Below are 21,634 nucleotides of genomic sequence, written 5' to 3' on the forward strand. Positions count from 1 at the left end.
TTGCCGAACTTCGCCGAGCCCGCAACGGTGCTGTTGTCGTTGCTCTCGTAGAAGGTGGCGGTGGCCGGGTCGTACGCGCCGATCCGGTCCGAGTACGGCTTGGCGTGGTCGGTGCTCAGGCCCGCGTTGCAGTTGGGCCAGGCGCCGGGGCCCTGGCCGGCGAGGATCTTCTCCCCTACGAGGATCTGCTGCTTCTTGGTGGCGAGATCGGGCCGGGAAGCGTAGGCCAGGCCGCCGTAGGCCTTCCAGGTGGGCAGCGCGATCTGCAGGCCGCCGTAGTTGCCGTTGTTGGTGTTGATGCTCCAGTTCCCGGTGCTCTCGCACTGGGCGACCCTGTCCCAGGTGCCCACCGAGGCGGCTTGGGCCGGTGCCTGGGAGGCGACGGACAGGACGGCCGCCCCCAGGGCGACAGCGGCGAGCGAGCGGGTGCGACGGGTGTAACCGGTGTGACAGGTGGTCGACTTGTTCTCGGGCATGCTCAGCTGACTTCCTTTCGTGTCGGTTGGGGGCGGACTACCAGCGGCCGGCGATCGGGACGTCGCCGGGGCTGCCGTAGACGAAGCTGGCGGCGGTGGTGCTGTTGTCGTTGCTGAGGTAGAAGGTCTGGGTGCTCGGGTCGTACGCGCCGATGCTGGTGACGCCGTCGTTGTTCCAGTCACCGACCAGCGGGGTCCAGCCCGCGTTGCCGAACTTCACCGAGCCCGCGACCGTGCTGTTGTCGTTGCTCTCGTAGAAGGTCTGGGTCGTCGGGTCGTACGCGCCGATGCTGTCCTTGCCGTCCTTGTTCCAGTCGCCGACCAGCGGGATCCAGCCCGGGTTGCCGAACGTCGTGGTCACGGCGGCGGTGCTGTTGTCGTTGCTGAGGTAGAACGTGGCAGTGGCGGGGTCGTACGCGCCGACGCTGGTGACACCGTCACCGTTCCAGTCACCGACCAGCGGGATCCAACCCGGGTTGCCGAACTTCGCGGTCCCGGCGGCGGTGCTGTTGTCGTTGCTGAGGTAGAACGTCGCGGTGGCCGGGTCGTACGCGCCGACGCTGGCGACGCCGTCACCGTTCCAGTCACCGACCAACGGGGTCCAGCCCGCGTTGCCGAACTTCGCCGAGCCCAGCGTGGAACCCGTGTTGTCGCCTTCGTAGAAGGTCTGGGTGGACGGGTGGTACACGCCGGCCTTCGTGGCCCGGGTCTGGACGTCATCGACGATGTTCTTGTAGCGCAGGGCCTTGTACTCGCCGTTGGGGTGCGAGTCGAGGGTGCCGTTGATGGAGGCGCCGGTGACGTGCTTCACCGGGGTGGAGCCGAAGGAGTAGTACGAGAAGGTCGTGTGGGCGGCGTCGTCCCACTTCTCGAAGAGCAGGACGTGGTTGTAGTAGCTGTTGAGGACGTCGCCGGCCTTGAGCTCGCTGCGCTGGATCCCGTAGGTGTAGGAGTCCTCGATGGCCCGGGTGTCCGGGCCGGTGCCGGCGCCCAGGTGCCAGGCCATGGAGACGTAACCCGAGCAGTCCGTACGGTAGTTGCGGCCGCTGGAGTCCGGGTACGAGCCGCCCTGGTTGTAGGGGATCGACTTGCCCAGCCAGTACTGCGCCCGCTGGATGACCTCACTGCGGGTGATCTTGCCGTCGATCGAGGACGAGGCGGCGGTGACGGCGCTGGTCGCCGCGTGGGCCGCCGTGGTGGTGACGGCGGTCGCAACTATCGCACCGGAAGCGGCGAGGGAGGCCGCGAGGGCGACGTGGGCAAGCCTGGACAGCGTGGACGAAGGCATGGCGGAGCTCCTCTTGCGGGTTACGGGCTGCGGGTTGCGAGTTCGAGACGGCATCGGATGCCGGACAGCGTCGTGCGGGTTCAGCGGCGGCGGTGCGAGTGCGGCGGTGGCGCGGGCGCAGCGGCGGCGCAGCGGCCGCGGCGCGGGTTCAGCGGCGGCGCGGGTTCAGCGGCCGGGGGGCGCCGGTGGCTGGTAGCGCCGGCGCATCAGGGGTGAGGCCTGGTGGCCTCGGGCGATCAGGACGTGGGCCCGGCTCAGGGTGTCCTCCGCGACGGCGGGGTCACGGCTGGCGAGGTAGACGAGCAGGTCGACGCGGTCGGCCTCGCTTCGGACGGTGATGTGCTGGAGGCCGTCGTCGGGGCGGGCGTGGGCCCACAGGACGGCGCGGACCTCGGCCGCCTCACCTGCCTTGTCCACCTCGGTCACCTCGGCCGCCTCAGCCGCCTCGCCGGCTGGAACCGGCCCGGCGCTCTGCCTGCGGTGCAGGGCGGCGTAGATGACGTCCATCCGCGGGTCAGCCGCCCCAGCCGAAGATGGCGTTGACGGCGGTGTCCTGGGCGCTCACCGACAGGACGGCGGGGGCGGCGAGCAGCGCGCCCAGCGAGATGGCGATGGCCGCGGCGGCCTTGGCGATACGGGTCTGGATCACGATCGGTTGTCCTCAACTGTTGCTGACACGAAGGGATTTCTCCGATCGGTGCGTCCCGCGGTCGACGCGCCGTCCGGCTGCCGTCCGGGCTGTCTTTCTGGCTGACTCCCTGGCGGCGATCACTAGCTTTGCCGGTCGGGGGGCGGCTCGGAAGGCCTTGCGGGTGTCGCCAACCGGCCTGTCCGACTCCGGACATGCCGTCACGCGCATGACAAGAGCTGGATGGCGCGGCCTGCCGTCGAGGCCGGATATCCGACCTTGAGGGCGGTGTCGCCCCATGAAAGGATCATGAAGCTTCGTGTGCTGTCACAGCCACGAGAGCTCACGGATCATCACACAAGGGGGACACCATGTTGCAGGCGCTTGGACTATCGGCCCGCGCCGAGCAGGTCTACCAAGCCCTGCTCGACCACCCCGCCGCCGACGTCGAAGCGATAGCCGGGCGCTGCGCGACCACCGCCACCCAGGTCCACGACTGCCTCGACGAACTCGGCGCCCTCATGCTCGTACGCGCCTCCGCCGACCACCCCGGCCGGATGCGCGCCGTCGACCCGGCCGTCGGCCTCGCCGAGATGCTCGCCCGCCAGGAAGCCGACCTCGCCGCCCGCCAGGCCGCCCTCGCCGCGTCCCGCGCCGCCGTCACCCGCATGGTCGCCGAACGCGCCGAACACCACGCCGCCCACGGCGAACGCCTGCTGGGCATGGACGCCGTCCACCACCGCCTGGAACAGATGAGCCGCACCACCACCACGGAAGCCCTCAGCAGCCAGCCCGGAAACCAGCGCCCCGAAGACCTCGACTCCTCCCGCCCCGGCGACGCCGGCGCCCTCGCCCGCGGCATCACCATCCGCACCCTCTACCAGGACTCCACCCGCCACCAGCCGCACGTCACCGGATACGCCCACTGGCTGCTCAGCCAGGGCGGCGAAGTCCGCACCGCCCCCACCATCCCCCAGCGCATCGTCATCGCCGACCGCCGCGAGGCCCTCGTCCCCATCGACCCCGAGGACCACCGCAAGGGCGCACTGCACGTCACCGAACCCGGCATCCTCACCGCCCTGCTCGACCTCTACGAACAGGCCTGGAACACCGCCGTCCCGCTCGGCGCCACCGCCCCCGGCGACCCCACCACCGGACTCACCGCCACCGAACGCGAACTGCTGCGCCTGCTCGGCACCGGCCTCACCGACGACACCGCCGGCCAGCGCCTGGGCATCTCCTCCCGCACCGTCGGCCGCCACATGGCCTCCATCATGGAGCGGCTCAACGCCAGCAGCCGCTTCGAGGCCGGCATCAAGGCCGCCCAGAACGGCTGGCTCTGACCGGCCGGCTCCGACCGGCCCGAAGTACGCCGTGTCAACCCGCAGCTCCCCGACGGATTGTCACAGTCCGGTCCTCGCGATGTCCTGGTGATTGTGACGCCACGCGTGCCACCGAAAGGCACTGACCAACCGTCATGGTGGGTGTCCAGCAAGCCAGCACACATCGCCATCGGGGAGCCACCATGTCCGTCCGCCGCCGTCGCCCGCTGCTCGTCACCGCCGTCCTCGCCGTCGGGGCCGGTCTCGTCCTGACCGCCTGCGGACCCGACAACGCCGACCCGGCCGCCGGCCCGAAGGCCTCCCCCACCACCGCGGCCGTCGCACCCGCCCCCACCGGCGCTGCTCCCGCAGCGGGGTCACCGACCGCACCGGCCACGGGCGCGGCGTCGCACACCCCCACGGGCGCACCGCACACCCCGTCCGGCACCAGCCCCTCCACCAGCACCCGACCCGGCGGCGGCAACGCCCCCGCCCCCACCGACGCCACCCCCTGCGACATCGGCAACCTCTCCATCCACGTCACCGCACGCCCCGGAGCACCCAGCCAGCGCGTCATCGAAGTCCACAACACCGGCACCAGCGCCTGCAGCCTGAGCTCCTCCCCCGGCGTCAACCTCGGCAACTCCACCGCCCGCGACCAGAGCAACAACATCCGGCCCGTACTCGCCAGCGGCACCCTGCGCTTCCCCGTCCCCGCAGGCCAGAACGCCTACGTCGTCATCGACCTCAACCCCGGCGGCGCCACCACCGGCACCACCCCCGACATCAACGAAATCAACGTCCTCGCCGACCAGGACGACACCAACATGCCCCTCGCCGCCACCCACAACTTCCCGCTCACCCCCGACACCCGCGTCCTCAACCCCCACATGGGCAACTACCGCGCCACCATCGCCGACGCCGTCACCTCCATGGCAGCCGCCGGCAAGTAACCCCGGCCACACCACCGGCACCCACCGACGGCCGGACCCGAGTGAGGCGACGAGGCCACGGGCCCGGTCGGCGCTCCGGCGCGACGGTGATCAGCGGATGGAAGTGGGCGAGTTCGGCGGGTTCGTCGACTATCAAATAGCCCCGCCGGAACGGTCAAGCGTCTCGATGCACCACATCGCACCGCGCGACCCAGCGGATCGACCCCAGCGAATCGGCTCAGCGGATCGGCTCAGCGGATCGGGCAGGCAGGCCGGCCCGGGCCGGCGGACAGGCAACCCGGCACACGTCCCGTCAGGGTCGGAGGGCAGGGGCGGAGGGCAGGGACGGGAATGCGCCCACGTCAGGCCCCGTATCGGTCGGCGAGTGCGCGGGCGGTCGCGGCCAGCCGGGCACGCAGCTCCGGTGGTTCGAGGACCTCCACGTCGGTGCCCAGTCTCAGGAACTCGTCGTGGGCGTGGCCGAGGGACTCGATGGGCACGGACGCCCTGGTCCAGCCGTCCGCCTCGGCCACCCCCGAATCCGCGACCGCCCGGTCGAACGCGCGGCCGAGCTGCTCGCGGCCCCGGGCGACACCGCGCGGCGACAGGCGCACCGTCGCCTCCGCGGTGTGCAGTCGGGCATGGAAGTCGGCGAGCCCGTCCCGCCAGTGTGCAGCCAGGTCGAAGCTCGCGGGTATCTCGAACTCCTCTTCCAACTCTCGTAGTTCGAGGATCTGGTCGACCCGGTAGGTACGCGGGGTGGCACCGTCCGCGGCGGCGACCAGATACCAGCGGCCGGCCTTGAGGACCAGTCCGTACGGCTCCAGTCGCCGTTCCACCTCGGTGGGCGCCTTCCACCGCCGGTAGCGGACCCACACCCTGCGCCGGTCCCAGAGCGCGGCCGCGACGGCCGCCAGGTGCGGCGTCTCGTCCACGTCCCCGTACCAGCCGGGCGCATCGAGGTGGAAGCGCTCCTGGATCAGCCCGGCCCGCTCGCGGAGCTCCGCCGGCAGGGCGGCCCGCAGCTTGAGCTGGGCGGCCGCCAGTACCTCGCCCAGGCCCAACTCGGCCGCCGGACCGGGCAGCCCGGCCAGGAACAGGGCCTGCGACTCATCGGCGGTCAGGCCCGTCAGCCGGGTGCGGTACCCGTCGAGCAGCTGGTAGCCGCCGCCGTGACCGGCCTCGCCGAACAGCGGGATCCCGGCGGCGCCGAGCGCTTCGAGGTCCCGGTAGACCGTGCGGACCGACACCTCCAGTTCGTCGGCGAGCTGCTGGGCCGTCATCCTTCCCCGGTTCTGGAGGAGCAGGAGCAGTGAGATCAGTCGGCTGGCGCGCACGGCTGTCAGTATCCACTGACAGGAGGTGTCAGTGGACCGGTTCTAGCCTGCGGCCATGATCGATTCCGACTTCCTCCACGGTTCCCGGGGCATGGCCGTCCGCAGACTCACCGGGGTTCCGGCCGACGGTGACAGCCGGGGGCAGGAGTTCTCCGTGAACGGCGGACACAACCGGGTGCTCGACCGGGTCACGGAGCTCAGCCGTGTCCAGTTGCAGGACGCCTCGTGAGCATCGTCGAACTGCGCCAGTACACCCTGCACCCAGGTGCCCGCGACACTCTGCTCGACCTCTTCGAGCGGGAGTTCGTGACCGGACAGCAGGCGGTGGGCATCACCGTCGGCGGCCGGTTCCGGGACCTGGACGACCCGGACCGCTTCGTCTGGCTGCGCAGCTTCCCTGACATGGCGTCGCGGGCACGGGCACTGCACGCCTTCTACTACGGGCCGGTCTGGCAGGAGCACCGGGACGCCGCCAACGCGACGATGGTGGACTCGGACGACGTCCTGCTGCTGCGCGGCCCGGGCTTCACCGCCCCGGCCGACGCCGGACCGGTCGTCGCGACCATCTGCCACCCCCTGGACCCCGCCGCCTTCGCCGACCACTTCGAGCGGCATCTGCGCCCCGAACTGGCCGCCCGGACCCCGCCGTTGGCGGTTCACCGCACCGAACACGCGGAGAACGACTTCCCCGCCCTGCCCGTACGGGTCGGCGAGGACGTCCTGGTGTGGTTCACCACCGGCGACACCGCCCCCCTGCCGGACCTCTCGACACACCTGCACTCCGCCCCGCAGCAACTGCACCTCTCGCCCGTGCCGCAACACTCCCGCTGAAGCCCGTCGCAGAGGACCGTGGGTGGGCAGGTCGATGGCTGGCCAGACCTGCTGCTTCACTCGCCGAGAACGGGGTTGTGCGAGGTGGCGACGGCCTGCACCGCACTGGTGCGGGCCGTCGCTCCCCGCTTTCGGGCCTTTCGGGCCTTCGGGCCTTTCAGAGCTTTCGGGCCTTTCGGTCCGGTGGCCGGCGGGAACGGAGCAGTCCGGCTGGAGCACTACGAAGCGGCCGGTGGTTCCACCCGGGCGTGTGTCTCCGGCGGCACCGGGAAGCGCCTCAACAACTCGTCCATCCAGGCGGCCGGATGGGTGGCCGTCGCCGCGCCGCCGGGGAGGGCCCGCGCTTTGCGGATGCCCTCGGTCAGTGCCTCGACGGCGGCCCGGGTGGTGTACCGGTCGGCGACCCACTGACGGCCCGCCCGCCGCACCTCGTCCTGGCCGGGCAGGTCGAGCAGCTCAAGGGCCTTGTCCGCCAGCCGATCCGTTTCGAGCTCCGGGATCCGCCACGCGGACGGCGAGTCGAACAGTTCCGCTCCGCCGCCGGCGGCGTAACCGGTCACCAGGCAGCCGCTGGCCATCGCCTCGGCCAGCGGCAATCCGAAGCCCTCGCCCTCAGGCGCTCCCAACGCGATGAACACCGACGTGTCGGACAGGACGCGAGCGACCTCCTCGTGGGGGACCGCGTGGATGTCGTACAGGTCGACGCCCTCGGACCGCGGGTCGGCGTGCAGCAGACGGCGGAGCAGCGTGGTCTCGATCGGGCGCTTGCGGGACATCCACGCGATGCGCCGAACCCGCTCGGTCGATGCCGGCCGGAACACCTCGGTGTCGATGACGTTCGGCACCAGGTGCGGTTCGAACTCGGGCAGGGCGCGGCGGAACATGTCGACGCCCGCCTTCGAGATCGTCCACAGAGCCGGCCGGTCCGACCAGCCCGGATACGGGCCGGGGTCGGGGCAGGTCAGGAAGTTGACGTAGTGCCCCTGCGAGTAGATCACCTTGTGGCCGCCGGGCGCCGGGTCGTGCCCCGGGACCACGCTGACCTCGTGCAACACGAGCACGTCCTCGGGCCCGAGGTCCAAGGTCATCCCGGACAGCGTCGGCACGTCGTCGTCGAACCACGTGTAGCGGAACCCCGGCGTGGGCGTCCAACGGAACGCCTCGACGCCGACGGCCCGCAGCAGCGCGACCTGCTGGTTCAGCACCCGAATGCCGCCCAGCGGGAACTGGAACTCGAACGACGCGTAGATGACTCGGCCGGTCACCGTACCTCCCTGAGAAACAACGATCGGTGGGACCAGAGCATGGGTGGTTGGGCCAGGGAGGCGGCATCACCCTCCCGGGGCCGTGGAGCAACGCCCGTACACAGCGGCTGGGCCTGGCCCGTACTCATACGCCCAGGGTGGCAGCAATGCCCCCGCGTGTCACCGGCCCGAAGCGGCCGACGGCCGCCACTCTCGCCTGATCAACCCGAACACCCACGAGTCGGATACCTCGCCGTTCACGACGCAGTCTTCTCGCAACGTCCCTTCACGCACGAATCCGACCTTCTCCAGGACCCGGGCAGATGCCACGTTGCGTGTATCGGTCTCGGCCTGAACCCGATTCAGGTCCAGCGCGTCGAATGCCCACTGCAGCACGGCGGTTGCGGTCTCCGTCGCGAAGCCGTGGCCCCACATCGCTTCGTCGAGGCAGTAGCCCAACGACGCGCTGCGGTAGTCCGGATTCCATCCGGTCAGACCGCATCAGCCGACGAAGGCCCCGTCGGAAGCACGGTTGATGGCCACCCGGGCCCCGGTGCCTTCGTCCGCCATCTTCCGGCACATCGCGATGAAGCGCTCGGCGCGGGCCTGTTCGGTCCACGGCGGGGAGCCCAGTAGCGCATCACACGGGTGCTGCTGTGCAGCGCGAAGAGGGAGTCCGCGTCGGCATCGGTGAAGGGGCGCAGTCGCAGGCGAGCCGTGTGCAGAACGGGGGTGGCCAGAGTCATGCGCACCATCCTGTGTCCTCTTGGGCCGGCAGAACACCGAATATCCCTCAGGGGGTACTGACGGCCGACAGGCCGAACAGGAGGGCCAGGGCGAGCTGGAGGGTTGCGGATGCCGGGCGCCGCCGCCAGAGGCACAGACCGCCGGTGACCAGTGTCGCCGTGAACGCGACGACCAACCGGGGGACAGCAGTACGGGCGCCGCATTGACGCCCGCCGAGGGCCGGGCAGAGTCCATGCCCAAGCGCGGCCTGAAGGACGGCGGCGAACAGGACGACATCCAGCGCCAGCAGACACGCCACCACGATCGGCGTGCCGTTCGAGCGATCCGACCGACCAGGCCGTCGAAGCCTCATGAATCCCCCCAGGAAGTGCGCCGCCGTGATGACCTCGTTGGCGTGACACCGAAGACCGTACAAGCCTCCGGTGACTCGACGCGATCGGCCGGCACCACCCTGCGTGGCCTCAACCACCCTACTGGCGACGCGACTTCTGCCGAGCCGGCCGCATGAGGGCCGGTCCGGCCGGGGTGTGGGTCAGGTGGTGCGGGCTCGGAGGTGGGCCCGCTCGCCCTGGTGCCCGAAGAGGACGAGGAGTTCGACGGTCCGGTCGCCGTCGGGTCCGAGCCGGTGCGGTACGTGGGTGTCGAACTCGGCGGCCTCGCCCGCCTTGAGGACCAGGCTCTGGTCGCCCAGCAGCAGGCGCAGCCTCCCCGCGAGTACGTAGACCCACTCGAAGCCCTCATGGGTCTTCAGTTCCGGCTCGGTGCCGGGCGCGGGCGGGATGAGGAGTTTGTGGGCCTGGACGCCGCCGGGGTGGCTGAGCGGCACGTAGGTCATCCCGTCCCGGACCACCGGACGCAGGTGGATGCGCGGGTCGCCGGTGCGGGGCGCGCCCACGAGGTCGTCGAGGGGCACGGCGTGGACCTCGACGAGCGGCAGCAGCAGTTCCAGGGTGGGCTTGCGGGTGCCGCCCTCCAGGCGGGAGAGGGTGCTCTCGTTGATCCCGGTCCGCTCGGCGAGTTCCGCCAGCGTCATTCCGCGCCGGCGGCGCAGCTCGCGCAGGCGGGGGCCGACCGCGTCCAGGACGTCCTTCTTCGCGTTCGCCATGCCACCAGGTTGCCGAAACGGCATGGAGCGTTGCTCGGGCCCGGGGCGGTGCGGGGGGCGCAGCAGAAAGGGGAAAGGGAGACGGCGGAGGCCCTGCCACCGGGGGCCGTACGCCGTACAGCGACCGCGGATAATGGCCGTGGCCGCGGGCCGGCGGCGCCGGCGGCCTCGATCGATGGAGAGGTAGAGGACGGATGACCCTGAAGGAAGGCCGGCGCGTCAGGTTGGCCGAGGATCTCGGGATCGGTGAGGCGGTCGCCGGGGAGCCCGGGGCCGTCGTCGGGTTCCTCTCGCTGGGATCCGGGATGGAGGGCACCGTCGAGCGGGTGGACGGGGAACTCCCGGAGAGCCATGAGGTCCGCGAGTACCAGCGGCTCAAAGCGCTGTTCGAGGACTACGGGCACACCATGCCGGTGGCGAGCCGCGAGCGCTTGGAAGCGGAGATCGCCGTGCTGGAGCCGCAGTGGGTCGCGCACCGGGAACGGGGGAGCCGGGTGACGGTCCGGGTCCGGCTGGACAACGGCTTCGTCCTCGACGGGGCGGACCAGGACATCCTCACTCCTCTGTGAGGGAGGACGTCCCGCAGCGGCGACAGTCCCGGCACTCGACTCCCGGGCCTTCGGCGGGACGGGCGGCCGCCCGGGTGCTCGTACACCACGCCAACTGACAAACGATGGACGGGCGTTGCGAACGGCGCGGTGAACGGCGCGGGCCGCACCGTCCATCGTTTGTCTGTCGGCGCGGCGCATCGTTCATCACGGCGCGGGACACCGCCCGCGCCACCCACCGAAGGCACACGGAATCGAGGGAACCATGCGTACCTCCGCACGCTTCGCGGCGTTGGCTGCGGTAAGCGCCATCGGGCTCGGCACCATCGCCACCGGCACCGCCCAGGCCGCCCCGGCCACCGCCCAGGCCACCGTCCAGGCGGCCCGGAGCACCACGGTCCACCTGCACAACGGAACCGGCTGCTCGCTCTACCGGACCGGCTACGCTCTGGCCCACGGCATCTGGACGCAGGGCCAGGAGCCGCCGCAGATCCTGGGGAACACCGGCGACGCCACCTTCCAGTCGGAGAGCAACGGGTTCCTGACCGGCACCGAGGGCTGGGCGACGTTCAGCACCTACGGCTGCGAGGAAGGCTGGCGCAACAACAACACCGTCCAGCTGCACTGGGCCAACCCCTACGCCGGCTCCAACAGCTACGACGAGAACGGCACCAGCAGCGTCTTCCGCACCACCCGTGAGAGCGGCTCCGGCGACAACGCCGACGTCTACTGGGGCGTGTGGAAGAACTGATCCCGGCCATCGGGCACCGCCAGGGTCGGGCAAGCGCCGCCAGATAGTCCAGGATCTGTCCGGCCACCGCCCCCCGGCGCCTGCGTCGGGTGATGCGGCGCCTGTACCGCCGCGCCGCTCGCCGCACGCCACCGCATGAAAAGCATGAAAAAACGGTGCCCCGCCACTGGGTGCCGAACGGCCCGGGCCGTTCGGCACCCGCCGGCCAGCACCACCTGGAAGCGCCAGCTGAAGCGGGCCCCGGCCCGGGTGCAGTGGGATCCCGAACGCGATCTGCACCTTCAGCCGCTTCCCCACCGTTCGCTCCAACTCGGCCTCGCCGGCGAGGCTGCCGAGCGCTACGCGGAGCAGTGGATCGTCTCGATCGACGACGTCACCGCACTCGCGCACACGATCCAGGCCCAGGTGAGGGACGGTGCTCTGGAGGCCGCCCGGCAGCTCCTTCCCGCCGAGCGCCCCTATCCGGTGGACGACGCGCTGCTGAACCACCTGCGCGGCTGAGCCGGTCCCGAGCGCTCGGGGCCGCGGGCTGCTCGTTCCGTCGCCGTCCGCCTGGGCGGCTCGCGACGGTCCGAGGCGTGGTGCACCGTCAGGTGACACCGGGGCCGGGGTGGCGTTGCCCGTTCCGTCGTCGTCGCGACCGGCGCGCGCACGCCGGCGACCGCGCCACGGGATCTCCGGCGGCCGCCTCACCCGTCGGGAACGCACGAGCCGCCGGTGATCAGCCGTCGGCGGCGAGGCGGTTCAGCCACTCCCCCAGCAGATGCTGCTCGGCGCTGCTGAGCTTCGTCTGTTCGGGCAGCGCGGCGCGCAGGGCGCGGGCGGCGCCGGCCGGGCCCGGCTCCTTCACGGCCGGCTGCCGGTTGGTGACGGCGGCGACCATGCACTCCCGAAGGGTGGTCAACAGGGCCGGGTCGCGCCGGTCCTGGGGCAGGGACAGCCAGGTGAGCACGGCGCCACGCGCCGTGGCGTGGATGATCTGGGCCGCGAGTTCCTCGTCGACGCGGAGCCAGCCGCCGGCGGCGAGGCGCCGGATGCGGCCCATCAGGATCTCCATGCCGGCCTTGAAGGCGGCCGAGGTGGTCCCGGCGGGTTCGGTGTACATCAGGGTGTACAGCGCGGGGTTGGCCAGGCCGAACTCGACCGCGACGTCCCAGCCGGCTCTCAGGTCCTCGATCGGGTCCCGGGGGTCGGGGTCGACGTGCTTGGTGGCGAGGAACGCGGCGAAGCCGTGCTCGGCCACGGCGTCGAGCAGCCCGTCCTTGTCGCCGAACAGCCGGTAGATGGCCGGCGGCTGCAGGCCCGCCGCATCGGCGACGGCGCGGGTGGTGACCGCGTCGCGGCCTCCGCGCGTCAGCAGGCCGATGGCGGCCTCGATGACCCGCTGCCTGGTCTGCTCCCGGGCCGGGGACGCGCTGGCGGACTCGACGGCGGTCCCGGACGCGGTGCCGGTGGCGCCGTCCCGGCCGCGTGAAGGCGATGGCATGAATCAACGATACCGCACTGCTGGTTCCATCGTTATTATCGGTGATACCTTGAAAGTGTTTCCACTGGAACCACCTCGTCGCGACACGGGAGCACATCATGATCATCGTGACCGGAGCCACCGGACAGCTGGGGCGTCAGATCGTCGAGAGGCTGCTGACGCGCGTACCGGCGGCCCGCATCGGTGTCAGCGTCCGCGACCCGCAGAAGGCGCAGAACCTCGCCGACCAAGGGGTACGGGTGCGCCAGGGCAGCTTCACCGACGCCGCCGGCCTCGCGCACGCCTTCGAGGGCGCCTCGCAGGTGCTCGTCGTCTCCGTCGACAAGATGGGCGAGGAGTGCGTCAGGCAGCACCGCACCGCGATCGAAGCGGCCGTCACGGCGGGCGCCCGTCGCATCCTCTACACCAGCCAGATGGGGGCCGGCGCGACGTCGCGCTTCCAGGCCTGCCGCGACCACGCCGCCACCGAAGAGGCCCTGCGCACCTGCGGCGTGCCGTTCACCTCGCTGCGCAACGGCTTCCACGCCACCAGCGCGGCACACTTCCTCGGCAACGCGGCACAGTCCGGCCGGCTCGCGCTCCCCGCGGACGGGCCGGTCGCCTGGACCGCGCACGCCGACCTCGCGGACGCGGCCGTCGCCATCCTGGCCGACGAGGGCCGCTTCGACGGCCCCACGCCGCCGCTCACGGGCCGACAGGCGCTCACCTTCGACGACGTCGCCGCCATCGCCACCGAGCTCACCGGCCGCACCGTCACGCGGACCGTCGCCCCCGACGACCAGTTCCGCACGCAGCTGACAGGCCAAGGCGTCCCCGCGGAAGCCGCCGACCAGCTGCTCGGCATCTTCGCCGCCAGCCGCGCCGGCGAGTTCGCCACCACCGACCCCACCCTGGCCGCCCTGCTCGGCCGCGAGCCCGTCACCCTGCGCACGGTGCTGCGCGAGCAGCTGTCCGAAAGCTGATCCACAGCGGGCGGCCGGGTGCCGGTGCCCGGTCCTGGCCGCTCGGCGCCGTCCGCGCCTCGCCCCGGGTGTGCCGGCCTGGGCCCTGTCCGGCCGATCTTGCCGGACAGGGCCCAGCGGAGTCGCCCGGTCAGGAGACGCGCTTCAGCTGCCAGGCGTTGTTGTTGAAGCTCGGGTTCGACCAGGCGACGCAGCTGCTGGTGTAGTACGAGCCGGTCTGGACCCAGCCCGCCGGCGGGTAGGTGGTGGAGCAGGCCTGGACCACGGTGCCGACGGGCAGTCCGGTGAGCTGCTTTATCTGCTTGATGTTCGGGCTGAAGCTCTGCGTGCCGCAACTGCTGCTGTAGCCCCAGCTCACGTCGACGAAGCCGGCCGGGGTCAGAACGCTTCCGCACGAGGTCGTGACGTCGCCCGGGGCGGCCTGCGCGGGCGCGGCGGCCAGGGCGAACATCGCCGCGGCGCCGGCGATGGTCATACAGGTGCGAAGACGGATCATGGGTGAGGGCTCCTTCTGATCGCGGGTGGGTGGCCGGTCAGGCCGTGGAGCCATTCCTACGGTTTGATCACCGGCTTCGGATAGCGACTTTCAGGCCTAATGGCCCCCCGGGCAGGACGGCGGCCGGGTACCGGAACGACGGCGAGGCAGGGGCCGTTGCGGTGGACGCCGTCGGGCGGGACTGCGGGGAGTTGCGGATCCGCTTCGCCGCAGGGGTCCGGGCGCTCCGGGCGTCGGGATTTCTCCTGCGGTATACGAACTTGTGCGGTCGCATCCGAACTTGATGCGATTTCCTGCCCTTCATCTGTCACACACACCAGTGAATGCGCCCCGAAACCAGGACGTGGACGACCGGTTGTCGCTCTGCTGGGGGTCCTGTCCGGATCGGGCAGATGTCCGCCGACCATGAGAGTGGGGATCAGGTGGGGACGAGAAGGAGAAGGAAGGGCGTCGCGCGGGCCGCGGTGCTCGCCGCCGCGCTGTGCGGGGGCGGGGCGCTGACGGCGCCGGCGGCGTTCTCGCAGACGGAGGACGGGACGGTGACGGTCCGGGTGATCCGGGCCGTGGACTCCTCCGGGGTGTGGACGCCCGCGCTGGAGCCGGGGCTGGCGGGCGTGAAGGTGACGCTCACCGGCGAGGAGCGGGCCCACGTCGAGGGCACCACCGGGGCCGACGGGACGGTCACGCTGGCGCCGCCGCGGAGCCGGGAGCACGGCGGAACGTACCGGGTGCAGGTGGTGAATCCGAAGCCGGGCGTGCTGTTCCCGGCGTTCGCCTCCCGGCAGGGGCTGGACGGCGCGCCGAACCAGCTGAGCTCCAACGAGGAGTTCGTCGACCTCTCCGGCGGCAAGAACGTCTCGTACACCACCGGGCTGTGGTATCCGGGGGACTACTGCCAGCAGAACGCGCCGCTGGTGACGACCTGCCAGAACACCACCTTGGGAGGCGGCGCGCAGCGCACGCTGGTGTCGTTCCCGTACCGCGCGCGCGGCCAGGACGGCGTGGACGTCAACGTCACGAACCTCGCCACCGACGCGCAGACGGGCACGCTCTACGGCATCGCGTGGAACAAGGCCGACCGGCGGGTGTTCTCCTCGGCGTCGGCCAAGCGCACCACGGACTACGGTCCGGGCGGCGCCGGCGGCATCTACGTGACCGACCCGGCGCAGGGGCGGACCACGCTGTTCACCACCGTCCCGGACGCCGGCGGCACGGCGCACGGGCCGGGGACGGACGACGCGTTCCTCGTCGCGCCGGGCAAGGAGAGCCTCGGCGGGCTGAAGGTGACGGACGACGGCCGGGACCTGTTCGTCGTCAACCTCAACACCCGCACGCTGTACCGCTACGACGCGACCGCGCCGACGGCCGCGCAGCCGAGGGGCGTCTACCCCATCCCGGACCCGGGCTGCGCCTCCGCCGGGGACTGGCGGCCGTTCGGCCTGGGCCTCCAGGACGGCGTCGGCTACCTCGGCGGTGTCTGCTCGGGCGAGTCGACGGGCAAGGCCTCGGACCTGCGGGCGGTCGTGCTGCCCTTCGACCTGGCCACCGGCCGGTTCCGCACGGCCGTGCTGGACCAGCCGCTGGACTACCCACGCCAGTCGACCGTCGGCTCGGGCCCGTGCGACGGCGCGGGCTGGTTCCCGTGGACGAACACCTACCCGACCACGCAGAACGGCCAGACCTGCGCCGGTTTCCGCGCCCAGCCGGAGCCGGAGCTGGGCGAGATCGGCTTCGAGACGGACGGCTCGATGCTGCTGGCCTTCCGCGACCGCATGGCCGACCGGGCGACGGGCCAGTCGGGGTCGGGCGCAGCGGTGGGCGAGGTGCTGTCGGGCGGTGACCTGAACAAGGCCTGCCTGGCCGGCGGCACCTACGTGCTGGACGCCAACACCGGCTGCGGGCTCTCGCCCCGGGGCGCCCGCTTCTTCGACACCAGCCGGATGGGCGTCCACCACAACGCGGCCTACGCCGGGATGGCGCTGTCCAAGGTCGAGAACACCATCGGGACCTCCGGGTTCGACCCCAACAGCACGGCCTTCGGCTACGGCACGTCGTTCGTCCAGCGCGACGGCAGGCAGGACCCGGCGTTCGGCCTGCGGCTCAACCCGGCGAACGTGCCCGCGCCGTTCGGCAAGGGCGCCTCGATGGGCGACCTGGAGGTGCTCTGCGACCAGGCGCCGCTGCAGATCGGCAACCGGGTCTGGTACGACACCGAGCACAAGGGCATCCAGAAGCCGGGCCAGCGCCCGGTGGAGGGCGCCACCGTCCACCTGTACGACGGGCCGGGGAAGCTCGTCGGCACGGCGCGGACGACGGCGCGCGGCGAGTACTACTTCGACGACTCGAACGTGGACGGCGGGCTCAAGCCGCACACCAGGTACACGATCCGGCTGGACAACCCCGCCGACTACGCCCAGGGCGGCCCGCTGTACCAGTGGGTGCCCACCCGGCACGACGTCGGCGACAACCCGTTCATCAACTCCAAGGGCGTCGTCCCGCCGGGCGCAACGTACGCCGAGCGGGAACTGACCACCGGCGGGCCGGGCCAGGACGACCACACCTTCGACTTCGGCTTCCGGCCGCAGGAGGGCACGCTGACCCTGGTCAAGCACGACCAGGCCGGCAAACCGCTGGCCGGGGCGACGTTCCAGCTGTGGCGCTGGAACGGCGGGCCCAGCTGGCCGCAGACCACCGGCGGGCACAAGGACTCGCCGATCGGCGATCCCTGCACCACCGGGGCCGAGGGCATCTGCCGGATCGTCGTCGGGCCGGGGACGTACTACTGGGTGGAGGTGAGCCCGCCCGACGGCTACGCGGCGCCGGCCATCGCGGTCTTCGGGCCGCTGGTGCTCACCTGCGAGACCCTGGACGACGGGATCACGGTGACGGTCGTCAACCGGCTGCTCCCGTCGGCCGGTTCGGGCGCGGCCCCGTCCTCGCCGCCGGGTACGGTCTCGACCCCGACCCCGTCGCCGGGCCCGTCGTCGTCCTCGGCAGTGGCGGTGGCGGCGGTGGCGTCCCCGCCGCCGCCGTCGCCGAGCGCCGGGCCGTCCTGGCCCGATGAGCGGCCCGGCGGCGCGCTGCCGACCACCGGGGCGGGCAGCGTGCTGCCGCTGGGCGTGACCGGTGCGGCGGCGCTGCTGGGTGCGGGCGGCGTGCTGGTCGTGGTCGCGCGCAGGCGCGGCGCACGGCACGCGTAGCGGCACGCGTAGCGGAACCCGGCCGGGCCCGTGGCGAGTTCGACGGCCACGGGCCCGGCCGGGCGGCCCGTACGGCTTCACCCAGGGCAGAACGCCACTCCCTTCCCCCGACGCCCCGGATCCCTAGGCTGGAGGGGTGAGCACTCATGCGCCGAACGAAGCCCGCGTCATCCCCCTGCGCCCGCACACCTCGTCGCCCGGTTCCGGCGGGGCGACCCGCGCCCCGCAGCGGCCGGCGGGAGCGCCACCGGCGCCCGCACCGAGGGAACCCCTGTGGCGCGACCTCGTCGGCGATGCGATGCGCCGCGAACGGCTCGCCCAGGAACGGACGTTGAAGGACGTGGCGGAGGCGGCCCGGATCTCGATCCCGTATCTGTCGGAGTTGGAGCGCGGGCGCAAGGAGGCCTCCTCCGAGGTCCTCGCGGCCGCCGCCCGGGCCCTCGGACTCGGCCTCGCCGACCTGCTCTCGCTCGCCCAGGACGAGCTGACCCGGCACACCCGGAGCCAGGCGGGCCGGGGTGGGGTGGGCCGCAGTCAGGTGGGCCGAAGCCGGTTGGACCGGAGCCGCACGTCGCCCACGGGGCAGTACGACGGGCTCTGCCTCGCCGCCTGACCTGACCCGGCCCGGCCCGGCCCGGCCGAAGGCCGGTACGACGGTGGTGCACCCCGCCGTACCGGCCACGGCCGCGCGGAGTCAGCCGAACGCGAGCCGTCGGCTCAGCACCTCGTCGGCGAGCCCGTAGGCGACGGCCTCCTCGGCGGTGAACACCTTGTCCCGGTCCATGTCCGCGCGCAGCGTCGCCACGTCGTGACGGGTGTGCCGGGACAGCACCTCCTCCACCTGCGAGCGGGTGCGGACCATCTCCTTCGCCGCGAGGCTGAGGTCGGACACCGTCCCCTGCCGGCCACCGCTGGCCGGCTGGCCGAGCAGCACCCGCGCGTGCTGGAGCACGAACCGCCGCCCGGGGTCTCCGCCGGCCAGCAGCACCGCCGCCGTCGACGCCGCCTGACCGACGCAGAACGTGGAGATCGGCGCCTGCACGAACGTCATCGTGTCGTAGATCGCCATCAGCGAAGTGAACGATCCACCGGGCGAGTTGAGGTAGATCGAGATCTCGCGTTCCGGGCTCTCCGACTCCAGGTGCAGGAGCTGCGCGATGACCACGTTGGCGACCCCGTCGTCGATCTCGGTGCCGAGGAAGATGATCCGCTCGTTCAGCAGCCGGCTGAAGACGTCGTAGGAGCGCTCGCCCTGCGCGGTCCGCTCGATCACGTAGGGAACCGTGTACGACCCCATGTCACAGCCCCATCCGTCGGCGCGACGCGGCCGGGCGGATGTCGGCGACCGACTCCACCACCCGGTCCACGATCCCGTACTCCCTGGCCTGCTCGGCCGTGAACCAGCGGTCCCGGTCGCCGTCGCGCGCGATCGTCTCCTCGCTCTGCCCGGTGTGCTCGGCGGTGATCCGCTCGATGGCCTTCTTGGTGAACTGGAGGTTCTCCGCCTGGATCTCGATGTCGGCGGCGGTGCCGCCGATGCCCGCCGAGGGCTGGTGCATCATGATCCGCGCGTTCGGCAGCGCGAGCCGCTTGCCGGGCGCCCCCACGGTGACCAGGAACTGGCCCATGCTGGCGGCGAACCCCATCACCAGCGTCGAGACGTCGTTCGGGATGAGCCGCATGGTGTCGTAGATGGCGAGCCCCGCGGTGACCGACCCGCCGGGGCTGTTGACGTACAGGCCGATGTCGGTGCGCGGGTCCTCCGCCGACAGCAGGAGCAGCTGCGCGCACACCCGGTTGGCCGACACGTCGTCGACCTGGGTGCCGAGGAGGACGATCCGCTGGGCGAGCAGCTGCGCCGCGAGGTGGTCGTCGAAGCGGCTGGGCGGCGTGCCGCCCTCCTCCGCGCGGGGCGCGAGCGTGGTGAGGGGAGTCATCCGGTCTCCTTGTCGAGGTGCCGAGGTGTCGAGGTGTCGAGGTGTCGGGGCGGGCTTGCCCTCGACTCCACTCTTGACCCCGGGAGACCTCCGGATGCGTTTTCTCTGCCCGCCGCAGATTCGCCACGGGCAGAGGCGACGGCCCGGGCCCGGCCGCGGCCCGGTTCGGGGCCCAACCGGAGCCGGACCCCGACCCGGGCCCGAGCGGGGCGGGCGGGACGGTCAGACCGGCAGGCCCTGCCAGCCGCCGAAGGTGGTGGGCGTCGTGCCCGCGCGGTAGTAGACGCGGCCGTCCGAACCGATCGCGAACACGTGGAGGACACCGCCGCCGTCGACGAGCGCGGCCGGGTAGTCGAGGACGGTGCCGCCGAGGTCCTGCCAGGTGCCGTAGCCGGAGTTCGGGGCGGTCTGGGCGGTGGTGCTCACGCCGCCGCCGCGGTTGCGCTCGAACAGGACGACCCGTCCGCCGGCGGTGGCCGCCGCCGGCTCGCCCACTCCTCCGTCGCCGCCGAGGGGGGCCGGGGACTGGCTCCACTCGCCGCCGGGCCGGGTCTGGTAGCTGACCAGCATCGCCCCGGTGCCGACCTCGCGGTAGGCGAGTTCGATGCGGCCGTCCTGGTCGAGCGCGGCCTTGGGCGGGCTGGCCGGCCGGGCGCCCGGGATCGGGTTCGGGCCGCCGAAGGCGCCGTTCGGAGCGGTCTGCCACCAGCCGAGGATTCCGGTGCGGCTGCTGGCGAACACCTCGATCGCGCCGACGCCGTTGCGGATCGCGGTGACCGGGTCCTGGAGGTCGGTGCCGCCCAGGTCCGTCCACGTGCCCGTCCACACCCCGCCCGGGGTGGTCTGCCGGATGCTGCTGAGGCCGCCCCCGCCGTTCTTGACGAACAGCTCCAGCCGCCCGTCCTGGTGGCCGGCCACCACGGGCACGCCGACCTGGTCCTCGTTGCCGAGCCCGGTGTTGGGGTTGCCGTGGTCGGCCCAGCTGTTCCACCACCAGCCGTTGGGCGTGCCCTGGGGCAGGGAGATGATGTGGTGATCGGTCAGGCGGCGGGCGAAGACCTCCAGCCGGCCGTCGGCGTTGGTGCCCACCGCGATGCCCGGCGCCAGCCGCCCGCCCGGGTCGGCCATCCGCACCGGACCGCCCCAACTGCCGTCCGCCTGACGCCAGTACGTGTAGAGGGCGCCGGCCCGGACGACGAAGACCTGCGGCCGGCCGTCCTGGTTCAGCCCGGCCCAGGAGGTGCCCCGCGACCAGCGGTAGTACATCCGGGAGAACCAGGCGTCGGAGTAGTTCCCCGAGTGGTCGTGGCTCGCGTACTCGGAGACGAACACGCCCTTGGCGCCGGTCGTCGCCGGGTCGAGGTTCACCGGGGAGTCGCTGATGTTGTAGTCCCGGTAGTTCACCTGGATCAGCCCGCCGCCGTACAGCAGGGCCGCCTGGCCGGCGAACTTCGCGGCGGAGACGTGGTCCGAGTGGTCGCCCGAGTAGCGGGTGTCCGGGAGTTCGTCCTGGGCCCGGAGCACGGTCGGCTGGTACGTCACCATCAGCTGCCGCAGCACCTCGACGACGTCCGCCGCCGTGTAGGTCGACGGCCCGGACAGCGGGCTGCCCACCGGGACGACCGTGGTGTCGGTGCCGCCGGCCAGGACGGCGCCGAGCCCGGCGTCGTGCAGGTTGAGGAAGATCAGGTGCACCTGGCGGTCCTTGAGGACGTACCGTTCGACCTGCTTGCCCGCGACGGTCCACGCCTCGACCGTCCAGTGCCCGACCTCGTCGGTCGCCGGGTCGGTGTCGCCGACCCCGGCCATCCGGGAGTAGGCGTTGACGGCGCCCATCTGCCGGTTCCAGGTCCGCAGCGGCTCGCCGGCGGTGTCCCAGCAGACCGTGGCGCACGGGTCGCCGGTCGCGTTGCCCGCGGTGACGAACACCGTGACGGACGGGGTGCCGAGGGCGATCGCGTTGGACAGGTCCGGGTTCATGAACAGGATGTCGTCGTCCTCGTGCGCGACGACCTGCATGAACAGCGGCCCGGAGGCGGCGGCCGGGGCCGCCCCCACGGCCGCCGCCGCGCGGGTCGCGGTCCCCTTGGCCAGGACGGGCGCGGCCAGGGCGGTGAGCGCGACGGAGGTGAGGAGTTGTCGTCGTCCGATTGCCATGTGATTCCCCCCAATTCGAGATCGGCATGTGATCACGCCAGGAGGAGGTTAGCGCATTGCCGGGCGGAAATGCCCGGGGCTGCGTCGGGTGAATTGCCAACGGGGAAAAGTCAATTGACGTGTGATCAAGTCACTTCGTTCACTCCCCGCTCATCGGACGCATTTCCGGAAGAGCCCGTTCCTGCAC

24 protein-coding genes are annotated in these 21,634 nt (G+C 71.9%); 10 read left to right on the top strand and 14 right to left on the bottom strand.

Annotation, left to right across the window (positions count from 1 at the left end; translation table 11 throughout):
- The 4 genes from ACFWPT_RS29375 to ACFWPT_RS29390 all read right to left on the bottom strand — a co-directional run.
- Nucleotides 1-476, bottom strand: a 476-nt coding sequence (locus ACFWPT_RS29375; protein ID WP_380485419.1) for a transglycosylase family protein, incomplete at its 3' end; no start/stop codon positions are given.
- Nucleotides 477-513: 37 nt separating this feature from the next.
- Nucleotides 514-1,764 carry a VCBS repeat-containing protein gene (locus ACFWPT_RS29380; RefSeq protein ID WP_380485421.1) on the bottom strand — a complete coding sequence of 417 codons (1,251 nt, stop codon included), beginning with the start codon at nt 1,762-1,764 and terminating at the stop codon, nt 514-516.
- Between the two features lie 165 nt (nt 1,765-1,929).
- Nucleotides 1,930-2,271, bottom strand: coding sequence for a hypothetical protein (locus ACFWPT_RS29385; RefSeq protein WP_380485423.1), 342 nt, complete (start codon nt 2,269-2,271; stop codon nt 1,930-1,932).
- A gap of 7 nt (nt 2,272-2,278) precedes the next feature.
- A complete protein-coding gene (locus tag ACFWPT_RS29390) occupies nt 2,279-2,413 on the bottom strand; it encodes a hypothetical protein (protein WP_380485425.1) in 135 nt (44 codons plus the stop codon).
- Nucleotides 2,414-2,763: 350 nt separating this feature from the next.
- Between ACFWPT_RS29390 and ACFWPT_RS29395 the strand changes: the two genes are divergently transcribed.
- Nucleotides 2,764-3,735 (top strand): LuxR C-terminal-related transcriptional regulator, encoded by a 972-nt coding sequence (locus tag ACFWPT_RS29395; protein ID WP_363373810.1) that lies wholly within the window; start codon nt 2,764-2,766, stop codon nt 3,733-3,735.
- A gap of 182 nt (nt 3,736-3,917) precedes the next feature.
- Nucleotides 3,918-4,667 (top strand): DUF4232 domain-containing protein, encoded by a 750-nt coding sequence (locus ACFWPT_RS29400; RefSeq protein ID WP_380485427.1) that lies wholly within the window; start codon nt 3,918-3,920, stop codon nt 4,665-4,667.
- A 341-nt stretch (nt 4,668-5,008) separates the two neighbouring features.
- Here ACFWPT_RS29400 and ACFWPT_RS29405 read toward each other — a convergent pair whose 3' ends face one another.
- Complete coding sequence (locus ACFWPT_RS29405; RefSeq protein ID WP_380485429.1) at nt 5,009-5,983, bottom strand: helix-turn-helix transcriptional regulator; 975 nt, start codon at nt 5,981-5,983, stop codon at nt 5,009-5,011.
- Nucleotides 5,984-6,038: 55 nt separating this feature from the next.
- Here ACFWPT_RS29405 and ACFWPT_RS29410 point away from each other — a divergent pair, with 55 nt between their 5' ends.
- Both ACFWPT_RS29410 and ACFWPT_RS29415 read left to right on the top strand, forming a co-directional pair.
- Nucleotides 6,039-6,212, top strand: a complete 174-nt coding sequence (locus tag ACFWPT_RS29410) for a hypothetical protein (RefSeq protein ID WP_380485431.1) — start codon at nt 6,039-6,041, stop codon at nt 6,210-6,212.
- Nucleotides 6,209-6,814, top strand: a complete 606-nt coding sequence (locus ACFWPT_RS29415; protein WP_380485433.1) for an NIPSNAP family protein — start codon at nt 6,209-6,211, stop codon at nt 6,812-6,814. Before ACFWPT_RS29410 ends, ACFWPT_RS29415 begins: the two co-directional genes overlap by 4 nt.
- Before the next feature lie 218 nt (nt 6,815-7,032).
- Here the strand turns inward: ACFWPT_RS29415 and ACFWPT_RS29420 are convergent, their stop codons facing one another.
- From ACFWPT_RS29420 to ACFWPT_RS29435, 4 genes are all read right to left on the bottom strand, one after another.
- Nucleotides 7,033-8,079, bottom strand: a complete 1,047-nt coding sequence (locus tag ACFWPT_RS29420) for a glycosyltransferase (protein ID WP_380485435.1) — start codon at nt 8,077-8,079, stop codon at nt 7,033-7,035.
- A gap of 159 nt (nt 8,080-8,238) precedes the next feature.
- A complete protein-coding gene (locus tag ACFWPT_RS29425) occupies nt 8,239-8,517 on the bottom strand; it encodes a GNAT family N-acetyltransferase (protein WP_380485437.1) in 279 nt (92 codons plus the stop codon).
- A gap of 32 nt (nt 8,518-8,549) precedes the next feature.
- Entirely contained in the window at nt 8,550-9,008 is a 459-nt protein-coding gene (locus ACFWPT_RS29430; RefSeq protein WP_380485439.1) for a GNAT family N-acetyltransferase, read from the bottom strand.
- A gap of 329 nt (nt 9,009-9,337) precedes the next feature.
- On the bottom strand, nt 9,338-9,910 hold the full coding sequence (locus tag ACFWPT_RS29435; protein ID WP_380485441.1) for an XRE family transcriptional regulator: 573 nt from the start codon (nt 9,908-9,910) through the stop codon (nt 9,338-9,340).
- 194 nt (nt 9,911-10,104) lie between these two features.
- Here ACFWPT_RS29435 and ACFWPT_RS29440 point away from each other — a divergent pair, with 194 nt between their 5' ends.
- The 3 genes from ACFWPT_RS29440 to ACFWPT_RS29450 all read left to right on the top strand — a co-directional run bounded on the left by ACFWPT_RS29440 (nt 10,105) and on the right by ACFWPT_RS29450 (nt 11,710).
- Complete coding sequence (locus ACFWPT_RS29440; RefSeq protein ID WP_380485443.1) at nt 10,105-10,479, top strand: hypothetical protein; 375 nt, start codon at nt 10,105-10,107, stop codon at nt 10,477-10,479.
- Between the two features lie 244 nt (nt 10,480-10,723).
- Nucleotides 10,724-11,209 carry a hypothetical protein gene (locus ACFWPT_RS29445; RefSeq protein WP_380485445.1) on the top strand — a complete coding sequence of 162 codons (486 nt, stop codon included), beginning with the start codon at nt 10,724-10,726 and terminating at the stop codon, nt 11,207-11,209.
- A gap of 144 nt (nt 11,210-11,353) precedes the next feature.
- Complete coding sequence (locus ACFWPT_RS29450) at nt 11,354-11,710, top strand: DUF4291 family protein (RefSeq protein ID WP_380485447.1); 357 nt, start codon at nt 11,354-11,356, stop codon at nt 11,708-11,710.
- A 220-nt stretch (nt 11,711-11,930) separates the two neighbouring features.
- On the opposite strand, the gene ACFWPT_RS29455 is transcribed toward ACFWPT_RS29450, so the two are convergent.
- Nucleotides 11,931-12,695: a TetR/AcrR family transcriptional regulator gene (locus ACFWPT_RS29455; protein ID WP_380379507.1), complete on the bottom strand. Its 765-nt coding sequence runs from the start codon at nt 12,693-12,695 to the stop codon at nt 11,931-11,933.
- Nucleotides 12,696-12,793: 98 nt separating this feature from the next.
- On the opposite strand from ACFWPT_RS29455, the gene ACFWPT_RS29460 reads away from it, so the two are divergent.
- Complete coding sequence (locus ACFWPT_RS29460) at nt 12,794-13,657, top strand: SDR family oxidoreductase (RefSeq protein WP_380485449.1); 864 nt, start codon at nt 12,794-12,796, stop codon at nt 13,655-13,657.
- Between the two features lie 130 nt (nt 13,658-13,787).
- Here ACFWPT_RS29460 and ACFWPT_RS29465 read toward each other — a convergent pair whose 3' ends face one another.
- Nucleotides 13,788-14,153, bottom strand: a complete 366-nt coding sequence (locus ACFWPT_RS29465; protein WP_063352607.1) for a hypothetical protein — start codon at nt 14,151-14,153, stop codon at nt 13,788-13,790.
- 392 nt (nt 14,154-14,545) lie between these two features.
- Between ACFWPT_RS29465 and ACFWPT_RS29470 the strand changes: the two genes are divergently transcribed.
- Both ACFWPT_RS29470 and ACFWPT_RS29475 read left to right on the top strand, forming a co-directional pair.
- Nucleotides 14,546-17,353, top strand: coding sequence for an SdrD B-like domain-containing protein (locus ACFWPT_RS29470; RefSeq protein WP_380485451.1), 2,808 nt, complete (start codon nt 14,546-14,548; stop codon nt 17,351-17,353).
- Nucleotides 17,354-17,489: 136 nt separating this feature from the next.
- Nucleotides 17,490-17,966 (top strand): helix-turn-helix domain-containing protein, encoded by a 477-nt coding sequence (locus tag ACFWPT_RS29475; protein ID WP_380485453.1) that lies wholly within the window; start codon nt 17,490-17,492, stop codon nt 17,964-17,966.
- 81 nt (nt 17,967-18,047) lie between these two features.
- Here the strand turns inward: ACFWPT_RS29475 and ACFWPT_RS29480 are convergent, their stop codons facing one another.
- From ACFWPT_RS29480 to ACFWPT_RS29490, 3 genes are all read right to left on the bottom strand, one after another.
- A complete protein-coding gene (locus tag ACFWPT_RS29480; protein ID WP_063352604.1) occupies nt 18,048-18,650 on the bottom strand; it encodes a ClpP family protease in 603 nt (200 codons plus the stop codon).
- A gap of 1 nt (nt 18,651) precedes the next feature.
- Nucleotides 18,652-19,290, bottom strand: coding sequence for an ATP-dependent Clp protease proteolytic subunit (locus ACFWPT_RS29485; protein ID WP_380381087.1), 639 nt, complete (start codon nt 19,288-19,290; stop codon nt 18,652-18,654).
- Between the two features lie 222 nt (nt 19,291-19,512).
- A complete protein-coding gene (locus ACFWPT_RS29490; protein WP_380485455.1) occupies nt 19,513-21,447 on the bottom strand; it encodes a PIG-L family deacetylase in 1,935 nt (644 codons plus the stop codon).
- Between the last annotated feature and the right edge of the window lie 187 nt (nt 21,448-21,634).

Source organism: Kitasatospora sp. NPDC058478, from assembly GCF_042720345.1.
Classification (GTDB): Bacteria; Actinomycetota; Actinomycetes; order Streptomycetales; family Streptomycetaceae; genus Kitasatospora.

Excerpts from the sequence above, each read along its gene's own strand:
- ACFWPT_RS29455 (WP_380379507.1), bottom strand. The coding sequence starts at position 12,695 with ATGCCATCGCCTTCACGCGGCCGGGACGGCGCCACCGGCACCGCGTCC.
- ACFWPT_RS29465 (WP_063352607.1), bottom strand. The coding sequence starts at position 14,153 with ATGATCCGTCTTCGCACCTGTATGACCATCGCCGGCGCCGCGGCGATG.
- ACFWPT_RS29485 (WP_380381087.1), bottom strand. The coding sequence starts at position 19,290 with ATGACTCCCCTCACCACGCTCGCGCCCCGCGCGGAGGAGGGCGGCACG.
- ACFWPT_RS29400 (WP_380485427.1), top strand. The coding sequence starts at position 3,918 with ATGTCCGTCCGCCGCCGTCGCCCGCTGCTCGTCACCGCCGTCCTCGCC.
- ACFWPT_RS29385 (WP_380485423.1), bottom strand. The coding sequence starts at position 2,271 with ATGGACGTCATCTACGCCGCCCTGCACCGCAGGCAGAGCGCCGGGCCG.
- ACFWPT_RS29380 (WP_380485421.1), bottom strand. The coding sequence starts at position 1,764 with ATGCCTTCGTCCACGCTGTCCAGGCTTGCCCACGTCGCCCTCGCGGCC.
- ACFWPT_RS29460 (WP_380485449.1), top strand. The coding sequence starts at position 12,794 with ATGATCATCGTGACCGGAGCCACCGGACAGCTGGGGCGTCAGATCGTC.
- ACFWPT_RS29440 (WP_380485443.1), top strand. The coding sequence starts at position 10,105 with ATGACCCTGAAGGAAGGCCGGCGCGTCAGGTTGGCCGAGGATCTCGGG.
- ACFWPT_RS29480 (WP_063352604.1), bottom strand. The coding sequence starts at position 18,650 with ATGGGGTCGTACACGGTTCCCTACGTGATCGAGCGGACCGCGCAGGGC.
- ACFWPT_RS29430 (WP_380485439.1), bottom strand. The coding sequence starts at position 9,008 with ATGCGGCGCCCGTACTGCTGTCCCCCGGTTGGTCGTCGCGTTCACGGC.
- ACFWPT_RS29490 (WP_380485455.1), bottom strand. The coding sequence starts at position 21,447 with ATGGCAATCGGACGACGACAACTCCTCACCTCCGTCGCGCTCACCGCC.
- ACFWPT_RS29395 (WP_363373810.1), top strand. The coding sequence starts at position 2,764 with ATGTTGCAGGCGCTTGGACTATCGGCCCGCGCCGAGCAGGTCTACCAA.
- ACFWPT_RS29470 (WP_380485451.1), top strand. The coding sequence starts at position 14,546 with ATGTCCGCCGACCATGAGAGTGGGGATCAGGTGGGGACGAGAAGGAGA.
- ACFWPT_RS29435 (WP_380485441.1), bottom strand. The coding sequence starts at position 9,910 with ATGGCGAACGCGAAGAAGGACGTCCTGGACGCGGTCGGCCCCCGCCTG.
- ACFWPT_RS29445 (WP_380485445.1), top strand. The coding sequence starts at position 10,724 with ATGCGTACCTCCGCACGCTTCGCGGCGTTGGCTGCGGTAAGCGCCATC.
- ACFWPT_RS29410 (WP_380485431.1), top strand. The coding sequence starts at position 6,039 with ATGATCGATTCCGACTTCCTCCACGGTTCCCGGGGCATGGCCGTCCGC.
- ACFWPT_RS29450 (WP_380485447.1), top strand. The coding sequence starts at position 11,354 with ATGAAAAAACGGTGCCCCGCCACTGGGTGCCGAACGGCCCGGGCCGTT.